Source organism: Amycolatopsis sp. NPDC104775 (assembly GCF_055583325.1).
In genome coordinates, this window is the sequence record NZ_JBVJOE010000007.1 from 422,799 (window position 1) to 438,490 (window position 15,692).

Genomic DNA, 15,692 nt, shown 5'->3' on the forward strand with positions numbered 1-15,692 from the left:
CCCAAACAAACGGGGGGTTTCCTCCTGATGGGGGGTCCCCGTTTCCCCCCCCCCCCAGCCGGCGCGCCTTGATCCCATAGAGCCAAATTCGGCAGCTAACACGGAAACGGCCACCCGTCGGGCGGCGGCTGAACGCCGGGCTCAACGGGTGGCCGATGGGAAGGACGCCGAACAAGCTGGTCGTGGTCGGCGATGGCGGTGGTACTACGCGCCGCCCAAGTTCAGGTGCTTATTCGGTTCCAGCGCTGCCTCCGCGAAGGCGGGAAGCTCGACAACCTCAATCCCAGCCTCCTGCATCAGCTCGACGCCGACCACGCCTGTCACGAACTTATCCGGCTCGCGCCAGGCGATAACGCAACGTTTAATACCGGACCGGATGACAAGCTGAGCGCATGGTGTCGGCCGGGACGCACGCTGTGAGCACGGTTCCAACGTGCTGTAGATGGTCGAGCCGGGCAACCGTGGATCATCGTCGGCCAGCTTTGCTAAGGCTGCCTCCTCCGCGTGAACCTTCGAATCGGTCTCACGTGAGTAACCTGTGGCGATCTCGTTTCCATCAGCATCGACAATCACCGCTCCGACCGCGAAGGCGCTCTCTGTCGGAGGACACTTCCACGAAAGCTCTACAGCCTTCTGCATCCAAGCATCGTCATTCATAGCCATATTTACCATAACCTTTGGTAGAGTGATTGATTATTCCGGCGTAGAGTCACTTAGGGCGGCCCTGAATTTCTTAACACTGTTTGCACTCGGCCAACGTTCTAGTTTTTCGTTTAACTGGGCAAGGTAATGCAGAATGCGCGACGATTTAGTTTCTCGGGCAATTTTTAGGGCAGACATTCCGATCTCGCTGGCCGCGTCCGGCTCGCTGGCTCCAGCCTTCGCCATCGCTTGCCAGGCAAGGTAAACGCCTCGGTCTCGACGGTATGTCGAGGGGAGATTGCCCAGTGCTACCCGGAACTTCTCGGCGGCCTGATCGTAACGGTCAAGTGCTGCGAGGCTGTTCCCTTCATAAACTAGGAGATACTCGGAAGTGAAAAACAATCCGTATTTATCTTCTGAAACGCTGGGGATTTGCTCAAGCTTGGACTTGGCTGTCTCGTAAAGTCGGTCACTTTCTTCCGCATTGCCGCGAAGCGCATAACCATGCGCGGCAAAAGTGGCCGCAATTGCGCTTACGCGCGGAGTTTTCGCCATGGAAAACGCTGCTTCGGCAGAGTCAATGGCTTCTGCGGTGTCGTGCAAGTCCGCAGAAAGTTGACTGCGGCGAGCGAGGACGAAAGCTACCGTTTCAGGTTCGCGGGCGTCATGTGCCCATTCCAGGGACTTGGCAACCCAGTAAGCCGCCTCGCTATACTTCCCGGTGTCCTGATGAAGCCAACCTAGAAGGTCCGCAAACTGCGTTTGGACTGCCACCAACTCATGGTAATTATCTCCACGCCATTTGTTCCGCAAAGACTTTATCGTTGCAATTTGCTGGCGCACGGTAAGCATCGCTTGATGCGGGCCGAACAAGTTATCGCTATCCGTTAGCACTGACTTCATTCGTTGGAAGTGTGCAACGGGGTTTATTCCAGATTCAATAATGCTGGAAGCTTGAGCGTCGGCCTCGGCGGAAAAAGAATCTTCGGTTAAGTTGGAATTGCCAGCAAGGAATCCCGCGCCGGAAAGCACACCCATGGACCCATCAACAAATGTTCGCCTTGGGATCTCGACGGTCACCACGTCCCCGCTCTCGGTAGTTGCGGGAAATGCGACCACTTCAGGATTGGCCGCACGAGAGGCGAACGAATCGTCATTCTGTAGTTGAACACGAATTACAGAATCAGATTCAACGGAACGCGCTTCTTCATTTGCTCCGCGGCCACTTTCCTGCGTATTTTCGTCCCCTGGTTCGCGGATTTCTGCGTAATCTTCCGGAACAAAGCTGACACGCTTTTTAAAATCAGCTTTAAATAGATCGTCGACAGCCCATCCGGGCAACATTTCTTCGAGGACGCGACAGTGTCCAGAGTGAGGCAATGTCTTAATGTCACCAGACAGCCAACGATAGAACTGCGCCTTGGCTGGCGGGAATGCATTCGGTATTTCCGCTTTCTTAACGACCCGTTTGTACTCGTCACGGAAAGCCGAATAGCTGTGAAGATGACGCTTTCTGAGCAGCTTTTTCAGGACGGTGGACGTGTCGCCGCCTGCTGCCCCTTGGTCGCCGTCGATGCCGCTCATGGACCCCAGCGTACCAGACATCACCCGGCAGGAAGAGACACCATGAGACTCCAGCTGGACGACACGAGACGACGTGAGCGCGCTGTAGCGGCACCGCGAGACGCGGTCTCTGCCGATAGTAGGTGGTGTCGCCGAGAGTCGGCGCAGACGATGCAGAGGAGTGAGAAGTGAAACGAGGCAACGGAGATGCACGCCTTTTGATTCGATGCGATGAGGTGTGATCGATATGGGCGCGCAGACTCCGTCACGTGACCTCATTACCGTGTGGCAATCCTTGTACAAAAAGTACGCGGACATGTCGACGAAGATGGACCAGAACCCACGTTCTGATGAGGTAGTGGCGCAGTACTGCGCGGTCTCCCGCGAAGTTGCTGCCGCATGGAAGCGGCTTGTTAGGCGGGACGTCGATCCGTGGTGGGTCGTGGCGGCGGTACAAACAGCGGCAGAAGCTTTAGAAGACCAAGCACGCGAATGGGATTTGCACGACTTGGAACATCCGTTGATGACCCGTTCCGGACCCTCATGGTTCGGCGAAAACGAAGAGAACAAGCACTAGATAATCTTAGTCCGGAAAAATTAAAGCATTAAGGGTTAATTATGGCTATTGAGCGTGGTCACCGGTTTAGCATTCCGTTCGAGGAGGCTTTTCCTCAGGGTTTGGTGATGGTCGGCGAGGTGTCGGCGGACAACGAATTTCAGTCCCGGGAAGACCGGGCGGCGAATCGTCCGACTCGTCAACGAGTGGATGAGATGACGGGCAAGCGGCAGTGGAAGTGCACGGTTACGGATCCGGGTGAGGAGAAGGCGAAGCGGGCTTCGTTCGACTTGACGTTTTTGGCGGATGTCCAGCCGGTGCCGACGACGTCGGAGGCGTTGCCGGGAATGCGGCCGATTGAGCTGGAAGGGCTGACGGCGGAGCCGCGTGTCGGCGGACAGGGAGAGTTCAAGTACCAGACGTACGTCTTCCGGGCGACGGGGTTCAAGGCTGTGGCGTCGGGTTCGGGTTCGGGCTCGGCGGGTGCGGCCAAGTCGTCGCGGTCGTCGGCGTCGTCCAATTCGGACGAGTCAAAGGCGGCTTAGTGTGGTCGCGCGGCGTCGTTCGGTGGAGGAGCTGGAAAGGGCGTGGATTGCGGCGTACCAGGCGTACGCGGGTCTATACAACGTCGAACAGCAGGAAAGCACGAACGAAGCGCGTGCACAGCTCGGCCACGCGACAGAAGCGGTAGCGCACCTCTGGCGTGAGTTACAGAGGGTGCAGGCGTGGCCGTGGTGGATCCACGCGGCGGTGACGCTGGCGGTGCAAGATTTCCTGGAACAGGCAGAAGATTTGGCCAGGAATCCGGCGGACCCGAAAGTGCAAGCGACGGCGGAGCGGGTCCAGTTGATCAATCCGCATCGGCTGCCGAGTTCGCGCCCGAGTTCCGGGCGTGGTCGCCGGAACGGCCCGGGTTCGGGTGGTCGGTGATGGCGGCGCGGACGAAAGGCGAGGCTCCGGCCGAGGAATCCGGTGCCGTGGCGGTCGAAGAGCCGGAGCGGCAGAAGCAGCCTCCGAAGGTTGTGACCGCAAAGAAACCGGCGGAAGAACCCCGAACGCTGACGGAGGCGCATAAATGGGTCCGGGACCGGTTCCCGAGGGGAGCAGTGTCGACGGAGGAGGAGTTGGGGTTTCGGCGGGAGAACCGGCGGATGTACATGCGGGTAGCGGATATCGACCGGCTGCATTTTCACGAGGCGATGAGCTTCGTGCTCATGGAAGAGATGAAAATCGCGGAGCTGGAAAACGCCGGACGCGGGAAAGAACCCGGAAGGGGGTGAACGGAGTGGAGGAAGAGGTCGGCCCGGCGGCCCGGTTCGTGCGGGAGCGTCGGCTGGAGCGGGACTGGCTGCAGAAGGACGTCGCCATGCGGGCGGGGTTCTCTCGGACCGCGCTGGCCCAGATCGAGGCAGGGAAACGGATTCTTAGGTCGGTGGCGATGGTGTCCGGGCTGGCGGACGCGCTGGAAGCGTCGCCGTACGCGCTGCTGCTGATGACTGTGGAGGACACGGGGCAGCTTGAGCCGCGGTGGCCTTGCAAGAGCTTTGAGGACGAGCTGAAAGGGCTGGGGCATGGCGGCAATGGAGCGCCGGAATGCTTGCCTGAGTTGGTGTTCCTGTGGCGGACGCGGGTGCGCCGGGAATGCCGGGAGGCTGCGGCGGATGCGAGCCTGTCCGTATCGACGTGGCACAGAATCGAGAGAGGGCTTTACCAGCCGTCGATTCCGGTGCTGGTCCAGGTAGCGGACGGGCTGACATGGGGCTCGCCGTCCAGTCGTCGGCCGTTTCTGATTCAGGCGATGCGCGATCAACGCGAGCGGGAAAGGCTCAAGCGGCACGGCGATACGTGGGATCCGTTGTGGCAGCGTCCCGAGAATTTCCGGCGGCCGTGGGACTACCGCGCCGCGCTGCGGGCGGACAAGAGGAAACAGCGCAAGCAGAGGGAGCAGGAGTTATGACGGACGTCGACGCGGTGACGACCCTGGAGGACGCGCGCAACGAAGCGAAACGGCTTGACCCGGGCGAGCGCGCAGACCTTCCGGAGCTCATCGGCTGGATGCGCCTGGTGGCGCAGCTGTACAAGAACGTCTCCGCGACCGACCCCGAGCACGAGTACGAGGCACGGGCGATGTTCCGCCAGCAGCTGCGAAAGATCGAGCGGTACACGCGGCGGCCGGAATACGTCTCCGACTATGACTAGCGGACCGGCAAGGGTGATCTCCGCGACACGCTGAGCGAATTATTTTCAATCGAATACAGAAAAAGCACGTGGGACGCGTGCTTATGGCTAACGCGTCCCACGTGCCCGGAATTGTCCCTATAAAAAACGCAGAACCGGCCTCATGTCGGCAAACCTGAACCGGTTCTGCGCTGTCCACTGGTGGTGAACGATGACAAAGATAAATGACAACCAACAACACTCGTCAACCGGGGTCACCCGAACGCGCTGCGAAAAATGCCAAAAGTTTGCACGGGTGCTGCCGGGCGAAACCGCGTGCGCCTCGTGCCAGGGCATGTTGCCGCTGGTCCTGCGGTTTCCGGATAGCTGCGCACGGCCCGAGGGCGGTGGTGCCCGATGAACGCGGCAACGGTGCTGATCGGCGGCGCGGGCCTGGCGGTGCTGGTGTGGGTGCTGGCCAAACTCGGCCGCGCTTTCGCCGCGATCGCGGAAACCCTGGCCGCCCTGGCGGTCATCGGCCTGGCCCTGTGGGGCCTCGCGCGGGCGGTCGGCTGGATTGTTCGGCAACTGGCCACCCACTGGCGCACCTGCCTCGCGCTGCTCGCCTTGGGCGCGTGGTGGCACTGGCTCGGCTGGCTCTCGCTGGCGATCACGGCCGGTTCTGTCGGCCTGGTGGCGCTCGTGTGGCGGCTGGGCTGGCGGGTCGGGTTCGAGCAGTGGTGCGGCCGGTGGGTGCGGGCCTGGTGGCTGCGCTGGGCCGTCTACGGGCGCAAGCTCCCGGGCTGGCTGCACGCCTGCGGCCTCACCGTGCGGGACGAAGCGATCCCGGTGGACGTGACGGTCAACCTGGTGTCCCGCCGTCGCAAGCGCGAAGCGGTGGCACAGTCCCGGCGTGACGCGGGCGTGGCCTTCCCGAAACTGCTGCGCGTCCGTTCCGGCCCGTCGTGGGACGAGGTGCGCGTGCGCCTGGTGCCGGGGCAGACCCCGGAGGACTTCGGCGAGGCTGCCCGGGCGCTGGCGACGGCGCGGCGGGTCACGCGGGTGCAGGTGCGGGAGATCTCGCCGGATGTCGTCTCGGTGGACTTCATGCGCCGGGACCTGCTGGCCTCGGCCGTGTCCTGCCTCCCCCTGCCGGAGGTCGCTGAGGCGTCCGCTGTGGACCTGCGGCGGGTGTTCGCCGGTTCCACCGAGTACGGCACGGCCTGGCGGCTGCCCCTGCTCGGCGGCGGCGCACACACCCTCGTGGCCGGTGCGTCCGGCGCGGGAAAGAACTCGGTCATGTGGTCGCCCCTGGTCGCGGCTGCCCCGGCGATCCGGTCGGGGCTGGTGCGGGTGTCCGGTGTGGACCCGAAGGGCATGGAACTCGCCTACGGGCGCGGGATCTTCTCCCGCTACGCCGTGTCCGGCGCGGAAACGCTGGAGGTGCTGGAGGCGCTGCGGGACGAGCTGGAACGGCGCAAGCGGGCGTTTGCCGGGCAGACGCGGGAAGTGCCGCTCTCGCAAGACTTTCCCTTGGAGCTGCTGGAGTTCGACGAGCTGGCGGCGCTGACGCGCTACACCGACCGCAAGACCCGAGAGGCGATCACCGAACACATTTCGGTGCTCACCACGCAAGGTCGGGCGGCGCTGATCTCGGTGCGCGGCTATGTGCAGGACCCGACGAAGGAAACCGTCCCGGTGCGGGAACTGTTCACCCGGCGGGTGTGCCTGCGGGTGACGTCCAAGTCTCAGGTGTCCATGGTGCTCGGCGACGGCGCGTACGAGCGCGGGGCGTGGGCCAACCGCATCCCCGAGAACACGCCCGGTGTCGGCTACGTGTGGGGAGAGGGCATCCGCGAACCCCTGCGCGTGCGCGCCGGGTGGGTCTCTGACGCGACGGTGAAGGCGCTGGAGAACTACGTCACCAACGGCGGGGCTCAGGTGATCGACCTCGCCCAGAACCGCCGTGACAGCAAGGAAAGGGGGACGGCATGAACCGGCTGATGGTCTTCCTCGACGCGATCCGTGACCACCTCGACACGCACGCGCTGCCCCCGGCGTGCTCGGTGGAAGTCACCCCCGAGTCCGGGCCGGTCCGGGTGCAGCTCGACACCTGCGACCTGCCCGGCGTAGCGCGCGGGTTGAGCGTGTGGGCGTCCACTCTCGACGGATCGCGGGCGAGCCTGCGGCGTATCGGGGACGGCACACGGGTTCTGGTGTCGCTGACCGGGCGCACTCCGTGCGGGGTTCCTGTCCGCGTCTACGGCGGGGTGCGGTTCGACCCCGCCACCTTCCCCGACCTGCCCCCGCGCACCGACCAGGACATGCCCGTGTGGCTGCTGCGGCAGTGGGCACGTGCCGGTGGGGAGGTCGCCTGATGACCACCTCCGAACAGGAACACGCTGGTCAGCCAATGCCGGCCACGCTTGCGGGGCCTGCATGGTCCAGCTCCGCGGCTGATGACGAAACCGCTGGTCAGCCAATGCCGGCAAGCGGATCGCGGGAGAAAATCCGCGGTGCGCTTGCCGCCGACGTGGTGAAGGCGACGGCCGAACAGCACGGGGTGTGCGTCCGGCCCTTCACCATGGAAGTGGCCGACACCGATACCGGGGAGCTGCGCTACGTCCCGGTGCCGTGCGGCTCGACGGTGGAATCGGTGTGCCTGCCGTGTGCCCGCAAGGCCAAGGCCCTGCGGCAGGCCCAGTGCCGGGAAGGCTGGCACCTCGCCGAGGAACCCGTCATCACGCGCGCGGAGCCGAGCGAGGCTCAAAGGGAGCTGCTGACCTACCGGGCGGACTTGGCCGCGCACTACCGGGACGCGGTCGAGGCAGGGAACGAGCCGGAAGCGGAGGAACTGCGGGCCGAAGTGTCCAGCGTGGACGCCGAGTTGCGGGAGTCGGGCATGACGGGCCGCCTCCCGGCCCTCGACGCACCCACTAAGAAGGCGGTGAAGCGCTCGACGCGTCGGCGGCAGGACGCGCCGAACCTGCCCCGCAAGAAGGTCGCCAAAACCACCGTGGGAAAGGAGTTCGCGGGCCGGTTCCGGCCGTCGATGTTCGTCACCCTCACCTGCGACACCTACGGCCGTGTCCGTCCGGACGGCTCGCCGGTCGACCCCAGCTCGTACGACTACCGGCGGGCAGCCCGGGACGCGGTGCACTTCGCCGCGCTGGTGGACCGGTGGTGGCAGAACCTCCGCCGGGTCGTCGGGTACGAGGTGCAGTACTTCGCGACCGTGGAACCCCAGAAACGCGCCGCACCCCACCTCCATACCGCGCTGCGCGGAGCCATCTCCCACGAGGTCATCCGCATGGTCACCGAAGCCACCTACCACCAGGTGTGGTGGCCCTCCCATGACGTCATGGTCTACGGCGGGGACCGGAAACCGTTGTGGGACCCAGATGTCCGTTCCTTTGTCGACCCCGAAACCCGGGAACCGTTGACGGCATGGGATGACGCGGTGTCCGAAGTGGAGGAACCGGCGCACGTCGTGCGGTTCGGCGAACAGGTGCACTCCAAGGGAATCCTCGGCGGCACCGAGGAAGCCGGACGGCACATCGGCTACCTGACCAAGTACCTCACCAAGTCCACCGGTGAAGTGGTCGACGCCGAGACTGCCGCGCAGCGTGATCACCACGACCGGTTGCACGCTGAGCTGGCGGTCACCCCGTGTTCGCCGCGCTGCCCGGTGTGGCTGCTCTACGGCATCAACCCCAAGGGGGCCAACGGAAAGACGACTCCGGGGCACTGCCGGGGGCGTGCGCATCGGCGGACCACGCTCGGGCTGCCGGGGCGTCGGGTGCTGGTGTCGCGGAAGTGGTCGGGCAAGACCGTGGCCGACCACAAAGCCGACCGCGTGGGGTTCGTACTCTCTGCCCTGGCGGCGGTCGGGATCGAGAAACCGCGTCCTGATCCGGACAAGCTGGCGTGGCGCAAGGTCGAGCCCGGCGACCCGCACTGTCCGCCCCGGGACCAGCTCGTGATGCGCGCCATCGCCGAACGCCTCACCTGGAAAGCCGAATACGAAGCGGCCCGGCTCGCCGCGTCCGGACCACCACCGCCTGAGCTGCCGGAAACTTCGGCAACTCCGGCGCTGGCGGCCTGACCGGGGAAGGGGGAGACCAAATCATGAGCAACAACCCGCGTGTGCGGCTGGTCAGCGTTGAGGGCCTGTGGAGCCCCGAAGACCTTTCCGCCTACCTCGGCATCCCGGCGGACACGCTCAAAGACTGGCGACTCAAAAGCTACGGCCCGCCCTGGCATCGCCTCGGCAAGCATGTCCGATACGACCCGGCAGAAGTCCGCGACTGGCTAGCCGGTCCCGAAACCATGCCCGCCGCCTGAAAATTTCGGCAACACACAGAAAGGAACACCACGCATGGCACACATCCAAGACCGCTGGTATCGGGACAAGAAAGACCCCGATACCAGCGAAGTCATCACCAACGCCAAAGGTAAACCCGTCCAGGAAAAGACTGAGCTGCACGGCACGGGATTGCGGTACAAGGTCCGTTGGCAAGACCCCGACAAGCGGGAGCGGAGCAAGTCCTTTCCGGACGGAAAGCTAACCGAAGCAAAACAGTGGCTCACGAAGGTAACCAACGATATTTACGCAGGAACCTACACCGACCCAAATAAGGGAAACATTACCTTTCGCGAGTACGCCAAAAAAGTGATGGCCACGCGCTCTCAAGATGAAAGCACCATCGCGATACAAGATATGCGCCTGAACAACTTGATTTACCCATATCTCGGCGACAAGTTAATCAAGTCATTCAAGACGCCAACAGTTATACGAGAATGGCTGGGCTGGCTGCGCGAACAAAAACCGAACATCGCCAGCTCGTACGAACGTGATCTCTTTTACCTGGTTTCCTCTATTCTCGACGCAGCGGTCGACGATGAGGAACTTGATAAGAATCCGTGTCGCAGCCAGTCAATTCAGGCACCAAAGGCGATGCACCGCAAGGTTCAACCGTGGGACGAGGAACGCCTATGGGCCGTCGAAGGCGTGCTTCCGGAGCGCTTCAAACCATACGCTGGAATCGGCGCAGGGCTCGGACTCAGGCAAGGCGAAGCATTCGCTTTCAGCCTTGACAAGGTCGATCGGAAAGAAATGATATACAACTGCGATCGGCAAATGGTAACCGTGAACGGCGTAAATAAATTCAAGCTACCCAAAGGCCACAAGGTCCGACAGATTCCGATAGCACGATCACTCTTGTACGATTTGGACGCGTATGCCGAGCGGTTTCCACCGACGTCCATTACTCTTCCGTGGGCCGAACGAGATGGACGGGAATTCGAGACAATCAACGTGCTAGTAGTCAATCGGCATGGCGGACTTTACCAACGAGTGGCCTTTAGTAATGTCGTGTGGAGGCCAGCATTCAAGACGGCCGGACTGTCCTACCGGGACCGCCAGGACGGCATGCACGCGCTCCGGCACCTGTTTGCCTCGGCGATGCTCGCCCGGGGAGTGAGTATCAAGGAACTCGCGGCCTACCTCGGCCACCACGACGAGGCGTTTACGTTGAAGACCTACACGCACTTGATGGCGTCCAGCCACGACCGGGCGCGGGCCGCCGTGCATGACCTCTTCAGCGGTCGCCCCCGGGCGCAGGAACCCCCGCAGGCGGCTTGACGGCCTGCTGACGGCCTGGCGGCCTAGGCACTGCGAAATTTGCTGTCAATGCCCAGGTCAAACGCTATTTCAGTGACAAACATCCTCCATGAGGAAACGGCCGGAGGGCATCAGGTTCACCAACGTGGGCACGGCCCGGACCAGCTCGTCGAAGTCGCTCATCGTCAGCGGGACGCCAACGCGTCCGGCCAGCGCGAGAAGGTGCACGATCGCGTTGGTGGACCCGCCGATCGCCGCGTTGACCCGGATCGCGTTCTCGAACGCCGCGCGGGTCAGGATCGCCGACGGCCGCAGGTCCTCCTCCACCATCGCGACAATGCGCTGACCGGCCGCCTGCGCGGTCTCGAAGCGGCGCGCGTCGACCGCGGGCCAGGTCGCCGAGCCGGGCAGCTGCATGCCGAGCGCTTCGGCGAGACAGGCCATCGTCGAGGCGGTGCCCATGGTCATGCAGTGGCCGTTCGAGCGGGCCATGCAGCCTTCGGCGAAGAAGCATTCTTCCTCGGTCATCCGGCCGGTTTTGCGTTCTTCCTCGAACTTCCAGACGTGCGTGCCCGAGCCGACGTCCTCACCGCGGAACTTGCCGTTCAGCATCGGGCCGCCGGTGACCAGCACCGCGGGCAGGTCGACGCTCGCCGCGCCCATCAGCATCGCCGGGGTCGTCTTGTCGCAGCCGGAAAGAAGGACGACGCCGTCGAGCGGGTTGGCCCGGATCAGCTCTTCGATCTCCATCGCCATCAGGTTGCGGTAGAGCATCGCGGTGGGGCGCATGAGCGTTTCGCCGGTCGCCATCGTGGGGAACGCGAGCGGGAAGCCGCCGGCCTGCCACACTCCGCGCTTGACCGCCTCGGCGACGCGGTCGAGATGGACGTTGCACGGGGCGAGCTCGGAGGCGCTCACCGCGATCCCGATCACCGGGCGGCCGTCGAACACCTCCGGGCCGAAGCCCTGGGACCGCATCCACGACCGGTGGATCATCCCCGCCCGGCCGGACGCCCCGAACCACGCCGCGCTGCGCCGATCGCTCACCCGCATCCGCCTCCTCCGGGTCTTCGATACCCGATCGGGCGGCTCCTGGCAATCAGCTGAGAATTCCCGCGAACCGGACACTTCGCGGGGACGCCGGGCGTTGGACCGGATGAGAACGCTGCCGGAGACGCGAGGTGTGCGATGAGCTTGATCGGGACCCTGGTCGGGTACGTCCTGACCCTGTTCATCCTGGTGCTGGTGGTCCGGATGGTGCTGGACTGGACCCGCGTGGTGGCCACCGGGCCCGCGTGGCTCGGCCAGGCGCGCCGGATCAGCCACCGCGCGACGGAACCGGTGATCGCCCCGGTGCGGCGGGTGCTGCCGCCGGTACGGGCGGGCGGGGTCGCCTTCGATCTGGCGTTCACGGTGGTGTTCGTGGCGGCGCTGGTGGTGCGGTCGATCGCGTTCGCGCTGTAGGCGGCGCGGGTTCTGCCGCGAGGACGCCGCACCTCGAACTCGGCACCCGGTTTCGGCCCCGACTCGCACCCGCGGGAGCGCAGCCCGCCGTACACTCCGCCTCGTCATCCAGAGGGACGTTGGGGGGCCGCGATGAGCGGGAACAAAGTGCTGGTGGCCGGGGCGAGCATCGCGGGTCCCGCGCTGGCGCATTGGCTGCGGCGGCGGGGAGCCGAGGTGACCGTGGTGGAGCGGGCTCCTGGATTGCGTCCCGGCGGTCAGGCGGTGGACGCACGCGGGGTGGCCAAGGAGGTCATCCGGCGGATGGGGCTGGACGCGGCGGTGCGCGCGGCCTGCACGGACACCGCGGGCGCGCACACCGTGGACGTCGACGGGAACGTGCTGGAGACCTACCGCGCCGACGACGACGGCGGCGACGGATTCATCGCGGAAATCGAGATCTTGCGCGGAGACCTGTCCCAGGTGCTCTACGACGACACCCGCGAGGGCGTCGAGTACGTCTTCGGCGATCGGATCGCCGAACTCGCCCAAGACGCGGACGGGGTCGACGTGACCTTCGAGAGCGGCGGACAGCGGCGCTTCGACCTGGTGGTCGGGGCGGACGGGCTGCACTCGTCGTTGCGCGCGGCGGTCTTCGGGCCGCGCGAGAAGTTCGTCCGCCACCTCGGGCTGGTGCTGTCCTTCTACAGCGTGCCCAACGAGTTCGGGCTGGACCGCTGGTTCCTCGAGTACCAGGACCAGGCGTCCGCGCGCTCCGCGGGCCTGCGGCCGATCCGGGACGCTGCGCGGGCGATGGCCGTGTTCACCTTCCCCGCGGCCGGTTTCGACATCGACTACCGCGATCTTGAAGGCCAGAAACGCCTGCTGCGCGAGCAGATGGCCGGGCTGGGCTGGTTGACTCCGCGCCTTCTCGCGCACCTGGACGACACCCCGGACTTCTACCTCGACCAGGCCGCCCAGGTGGTGATGGACCGCTGGTCGTCCGGCCGCGTGGGGCTGATCGGCGACGCGGCGTACAGCTCGTCGCCGATGTCCGGGGCGGGCACCGGGCTGGCCCTGATCGGCGCCTACCTGCTCGCCGGGGAACTGGCCTCCGCCCAGTGGGAGCCCGAGGCCGGGTTCGCCGGATACGAGGCCCGGATGCGCTCGTTCGTCGAGGCCAACCAGGAGATCGGCCGGCTGCACGCGGAGAGCCGGGCCGTTCCCCGGCCGGACGCCGAACCAGCCCCGGAACCGGACATGGCCGCGCTCACCGCGCTGATCGACCGCGCGCTCAACGGCGTCGAACTGCCCAGCTACGCCGGGGTGCCGGATTACGGGCCGAGCGTCCGGAGCTGATCCGCCGCGGTCAGCCGGGCTTTCCCGCCGCGACGGGGACCGGTTCGCCGCCGGAGCGCCGACGGGCGGCCCAGGAATCGTAGCCGCGCATGAGGAACCGGTGGGCCGGGCGTTCGACCAGGCGGGTGAGCGCCCAGCCGAGGACGACGCCGGTCGCGATCATGGCGGCGGTTTGCAGCAGCGGGTCGGCGCCGAGGCCGGACAGCCAGTGCAGCACGAGGTAGCCGATGGCCTGGTGGATCAGGAAAACGCCGTAGGAGACGCCGGCGAACCAGGTGATCGCGCGCTGGGCGAACGCCGGGAGGAAACGGTTCCAGTCCGGCCCCGCCGCGGCGAGCGAGATCAGCACGATCCCGATCGCGATGCCGATCGTCGAGCCCCATTCGACGTGGATTCCGGTCGGGGTGACGCTCGCGCCGTGCAGCGCGTGCGCGGTGACGCAGAGGACTTCCAGCAGGACGAATTCCGCCGTGGACAAGCGTTTCGTCGTCCAGAGGCGGACCGCGATCCCGGCGACGAACAGATGCCAGCGGTGGAATCCGAACCCGTCGACCACGACGCGGTACCACTCGGGCGGGCCGGCGATCCGCAGCGGCCATTGCGCGAGCGGGAGAAGCAGGGCGGTCCACATCACGACCCGGAACTTGCGGCCGTGGCCCCAGCTGCCGCGGTAGAGCAGAGCGGCGACGGTGAACGCCATGAGCTGGAGGGGAATCGTCCAGTGGGACCCGTCGAGGAACGGGAAGTCGGCGGGCTTCCAGTTCCAGAGCATCAGGAGGTTGCCGGCGAGGTCGCCGAACCGCGGGCTGAACCAGCCGGGCGGCGACAGGTACCGCAGCGCGAAGTAGATCACCACGACGGCGGCGAGAAACGGCGGCAGCAACCGCGCGATCCGCCCCCACCAGTACCGGCGGAGCGACCCGCGCCCGATCGTGACGGCGGCGAAGTACGCGGAAATCACGAGCAGCAGACTCGCCCCGACCTGATGCGGGAACACGAACCGCCGCGCCCCCAGCTCGGGATGCACGACGACGCTCATGTAGGTCGCGTGGTACAGCAGCACCAGCACGACGCACCCACCGCGCACGAGGTCCCAGCTGATCCGCCGGTTCCCCGAAGACACGCTCACCGGACGGAACGAGGACACGCGCGCCACCGTAACTGGTGCGGCTCGCGCGGCGGGGAGGGACCCTGGGGCGTGTCGGGCGGGGCATTTCCGGTACAGGGCGCGGGTTCCCGGGGCGGGGACGGGGGGCGGTTGGGGGAAAGGCGTGGTGGCAGAGGGGTTTCGGCAGGTTGGGTGGTGGGGCGGGCGGGGTGGCTTGGCCGGGCGGGGTTCCGGTGAGCGAGAGGGTTTGGGTTGGGGGCACGGGGATCCGCCCCTTGGATGGGACGGGCGAATGCTTGCTTGGTTTCGCTGGACGGGTCGGGGTGCCGGTGGGGTTGGGGCTGTGGCGCGGCTTGATCGGTCTTGTGGGTGGTCGTGGTCCGGCCGTGCTGCGCGGGTGGCTGCGGGGAGGTATGGGCGGGGTGCCGGGTTCGCGTTGTGGTAGTCGCTGTCAGATCCAGGGGTTGGGGATCTTGGCGCTCGGGTCGCCGACCTCAATGCCGCCCGGAGCCGCGGGAGTCTGGGCGCGGGCCTGGCTGCCGACGCCGTCGGCAGCGGCGGCAATGAAACATGGCTGGCCGCCGGGTTCACGTGACGGTTCCGCTCGCTGCGAGATCGATGGCTCGGCAGCTCGCCTGCGTGCTCGCCTCGCCGCGTTAGGAAGCCGGGCATGCGCCTGCTGGCCGAGACCGTCGGCCGCGCCGCGGCCTCCCGCCGAGCATGGTTCGACCGCCGCAGCGACTACACGTGGCTGGGCCACCGGGCTCGCGCGACGGTTCCGCTCGCTGCGAGATCGAGCACTCGGGATCGCGCCCGCGTGCTCACCTCACTGCCGCCCGGAGACCGCGGGACCGGGTGCGGGACTGCTCGCCGTCGGACGTGTCGCGGCCCTCTCGCTGAGCATGGTCCGACCGCGCTGCAGTGCCGAAACGGCTGGGCTGCGGTTCAGCTCGCTGCGAGCTCCAAAGCTGCGGGACCTCGACTGCGAGTCACTGACCTCGCCGCCGTCCGGAGACTGCGGAGCCCACCGTCGGCCGCGCTGTGGCCTTTCGCCGAGCGTCGTCCGACCGCGCAGCTCGGCGCACGCGTTGCCGACCTCAATGCCGCCAGGGAGTTGTACGAGGCGGATGCAAGCCTGCTGGCGAACGAGGCCGTGGCCGCCATCAGCCGCGACGGGGCCATCAGGCTCGGCCGACCTGGCGAACTTGCTCCTCCGGCTCCAGCCTCCTGCAGGCGCGACC

17 protein-coding genes are annotated in these 15,692 nt (G+C 65.8%); 13 read left to right on the forward strand and 4 right to left on the reverse strand.

Annotated elements, in window-relative coordinates:
* Positions 1-204: 204 nt before the first annotated feature.
* Together ACZ63D_RS30335 and ACZ63D_RS30340 are read right to left on the reverse strand one after the other, a co-directional pair.
* Positions 205-672 (reverse strand): deaminase, encoded by a 468-nt coding sequence (locus ACZ63D_RS30335; RefSeq protein WP_465357774.1) that lies wholly within the window; start codon positions 670-672, stop codon positions 205-207.
* Between the two features lie 21 nt (positions 673-693).
* Positions 694-2,226 (reverse strand): hypothetical protein, encoded by a 1,533-nt coding sequence (locus ACZ63D_RS30340; protein ID WP_465357775.1) that lies wholly within the window; start codon positions 2,224-2,226, stop codon positions 694-696.
* Positions 2,227-2,452: 226 nt separating this feature from the next.
* On the opposite strand from ACZ63D_RS30340, the gene ACZ63D_RS30345 reads away from it, so the two are divergent.
* The 11 genes from ACZ63D_RS30345 to ACZ63D_RS30395 all read left to right on the forward strand — a co-directional run bounded on the left by ACZ63D_RS30345 (position 2,453) and on the right by ACZ63D_RS30395 (position 10,562).
* Positions 2,453-2,782 carry a hypothetical protein gene (locus ACZ63D_RS30345; protein WP_465357776.1) on the forward strand — a complete coding sequence of 110 codons (330 nt, stop codon included), beginning with the start codon at positions 2,453-2,455 and terminating at the stop codon, positions 2,780-2,782.
* A gap of 41 nt (positions 2,783-2,823) precedes the next feature.
* Positions 2,824-3,306 carry a hypothetical protein gene (locus ACZ63D_RS30350; RefSeq protein ID WP_465357777.1) on the forward strand — a complete coding sequence of 161 codons (483 nt, stop codon included), beginning with the start codon at positions 2,824-2,826 and terminating at the stop codon, positions 3,304-3,306.
* A gap of 22 nt (positions 3,307-3,328) precedes the next feature.
* Positions 3,329-3,691, forward strand: a complete 363-nt coding sequence (locus tag ACZ63D_RS30355) for a hypothetical protein (RefSeq protein ID WP_465357778.1) — start codon at positions 3,329-3,331, stop codon at positions 3,689-3,691.
* Entirely contained in the window at positions 3,691-4,041 is a 351-nt protein-coding gene (locus tag ACZ63D_RS30360; protein WP_465357779.1) for an AMED_5909 family protein, read from the forward strand. The genes ACZ63D_RS30355 and ACZ63D_RS30360 overlap by 1 nt, the downstream gene beginning before the upstream one ends.
* Positions 4,042-4,046: 5 nt before the next feature.
* The gene (locus ACZ63D_RS30365; protein WP_465357780.1) at positions 4,047-4,718 is read left to right on the forward strand and encodes a helix-turn-helix domain-containing protein; all 672 of its coding nucleotides are present in this window, start codon (positions 4,047-4,049) and stop codon (positions 4,716-4,718) included.
* Entirely contained in the window at positions 4,715-4,960 is a 246-nt protein-coding gene (locus ACZ63D_RS30370) for an AMED_5909 family protein (protein WP_465357781.1), read from the forward strand. The genes ACZ63D_RS30365 and ACZ63D_RS30370 overlap by 4 nt, the downstream gene beginning before the upstream one ends.
* A gap of 375 nt (positions 4,961-5,335) precedes the next feature.
* Entirely contained in the window at positions 5,336-6,913 is a 1,578-nt protein-coding gene (locus ACZ63D_RS30375; RefSeq protein WP_465357782.1) for an FtsK/SpoIIIE domain-containing protein, read from the forward strand.
* Complete coding sequence (locus tag ACZ63D_RS30380; protein ID WP_465357783.1) at positions 6,910-7,296, forward strand: hypothetical protein; 387 nt, start codon at positions 6,910-6,912, stop codon at positions 7,294-7,296. Before ACZ63D_RS30375 ends, ACZ63D_RS30380 begins: the two co-directional genes overlap by 4 nt.
* 104 nt (positions 7,297-7,400) lie before the next feature.
* Positions 7,401-9,023, forward strand: coding sequence for a replication initiator (locus ACZ63D_RS30385; protein WP_465357784.1), 1,623 nt, complete (start codon positions 7,401-7,403; stop codon positions 9,021-9,023).
* A 23-nt stretch (positions 9,024-9,046) separates the two neighbouring features.
* On the forward strand, positions 9,047-9,262 hold the full coding sequence (locus ACZ63D_RS30390; RefSeq protein ID WP_465357785.1) for a helix-turn-helix domain-containing protein: 216 nt from the start codon (positions 9,047-9,049) through the stop codon (positions 9,260-9,262).
* 34 nt (positions 9,263-9,296) lie between these two features.
* Complete coding sequence (locus tag ACZ63D_RS30395; RefSeq protein WP_465357786.1) at positions 9,297-10,562, forward strand: tyrosine-type recombinase/integrase; 1,266 nt, start codon at positions 9,297-9,299, stop codon at positions 10,560-10,562.
* A 69-nt stretch (positions 10,563-10,631) separates the two neighbouring features.
* On the opposite strand, the gene ACZ63D_RS30400 is transcribed toward ACZ63D_RS30395, so the two are convergent.
* On the reverse strand, positions 10,632-11,588 hold the full coding sequence (locus ACZ63D_RS30400; RefSeq protein WP_465357787.1) for a dihydroxy-acid dehydratase domain-containing protein: 957 nt from the start codon (positions 11,586-11,588) through the stop codon (positions 10,632-10,634).
* Between the two features lie 141 nt (positions 11,589-11,729).
* Here ACZ63D_RS30400 and ACZ63D_RS30405 point away from each other — a divergent pair, with 141 nt between their 5' ends.
* Positions 11,730-12,005 (forward strand): YggT family protein, encoded by a 276-nt coding sequence (locus ACZ63D_RS30405; protein WP_465357788.1) that lies wholly within the window; start codon positions 11,730-11,732, stop codon positions 12,003-12,005.
* A 132-nt stretch (positions 12,006-12,137) separates the two neighbouring features.
* Entirely contained in the window at positions 12,138-13,343 is a 1,206-nt protein-coding gene (locus ACZ63D_RS30410; RefSeq protein WP_465357789.1) for an FAD-dependent monooxygenase, read from the forward strand.
* Positions 13,344-13,353: 10 nt separating this feature from the next.
* On the opposite strand, the gene ACZ63D_RS30415 is transcribed toward ACZ63D_RS30410, so the two are convergent.
* Positions 13,354-14,490, reverse strand: coding sequence for an acyltransferase family protein (locus ACZ63D_RS30415; protein WP_465357790.1), 1,137 nt, complete (start codon positions 14,488-14,490; stop codon positions 13,354-13,356).
* Between the last annotated feature and the right edge of the window lie 1,202 nt (positions 14,491-15,692).

Excerpts from the sequence above, each read along its gene's own strand:
- ACZ63D_RS30335 (WP_465357774.1), bottom strand. The coding sequence starts at position 672 with ATGGTAAATATGGCTATGAATGACGATGCTTGGATGCAGAAGGCTGTA.
- ACZ63D_RS30340 (WP_465357775.1), bottom strand. The coding sequence starts at position 2,226 with ATGAGCGGCATCGACGGCGACCAAGGGGCAGCAGGCGGCGACACGTCC.
- ACZ63D_RS30345 (WP_465357776.1), top strand. The coding sequence starts at position 2,453 with ATGGGCGCGCAGACTCCGTCACGTGACCTCATTACCGTGTGGCAATCC.
- ACZ63D_RS30350 (WP_465357777.1), top strand. The coding sequence starts at position 2,824 with ATGGCTATTGAGCGTGGTCACCGGTTTAGCATTCCGTTCGAGGAGGCT.
- ACZ63D_RS30360 (WP_465357779.1), top strand. The coding sequence starts at position 3,691 with ATGGCGGCGCGGACGAAAGGCGAGGCTCCGGCCGAGGAATCCGGTGCC.
- ACZ63D_RS30370 (WP_465357781.1), top strand. The coding sequence starts at position 4,715 with ATGACGGACGTCGACGCGGTGACGACCCTGGAGGACGCGCGCAACGAA.
- ACZ63D_RS30375 (WP_465357782.1), top strand. The coding sequence starts at position 5,336 with ATGAACGCGGCAACGGTGCTGATCGGCGGCGCGGGCCTGGCGGTGCTG.
- ACZ63D_RS30380 (WP_465357783.1), top strand. The coding sequence starts at position 6,910 with ATGAACCGGCTGATGGTCTTCCTCGACGCGATCCGTGACCACCTCGAC.
- ACZ63D_RS30385 (WP_465357784.1), top strand. The coding sequence starts at position 7,401 with ATGCCGGCAAGCGGATCGCGGGAGAAAATCCGCGGTGCGCTTGCCGCC.
- ACZ63D_RS30390 (WP_465357785.1), top strand. The coding sequence starts at position 9,047 with ATGAGCAACAACCCGCGTGTGCGGCTGGTCAGCGTTGAGGGCCTGTGG.
- ACZ63D_RS30395 (WP_465357786.1), top strand. The coding sequence starts at position 9,297 with ATGGCACACATCCAAGACCGCTGGTATCGGGACAAGAAAGACCCCGAT.
- ACZ63D_RS30405 (WP_465357788.1), top strand. The coding sequence starts at position 11,730 with ATGAGCTTGATCGGGACCCTGGTCGGGTACGTCCTGACCCTGTTCATC.
- ACZ63D_RS30410 (WP_465357789.1), top strand. The coding sequence starts at position 12,138 with ATGAGCGGGAACAAAGTGCTGGTGGCCGGGGCGAGCATCGCGGGTCCC.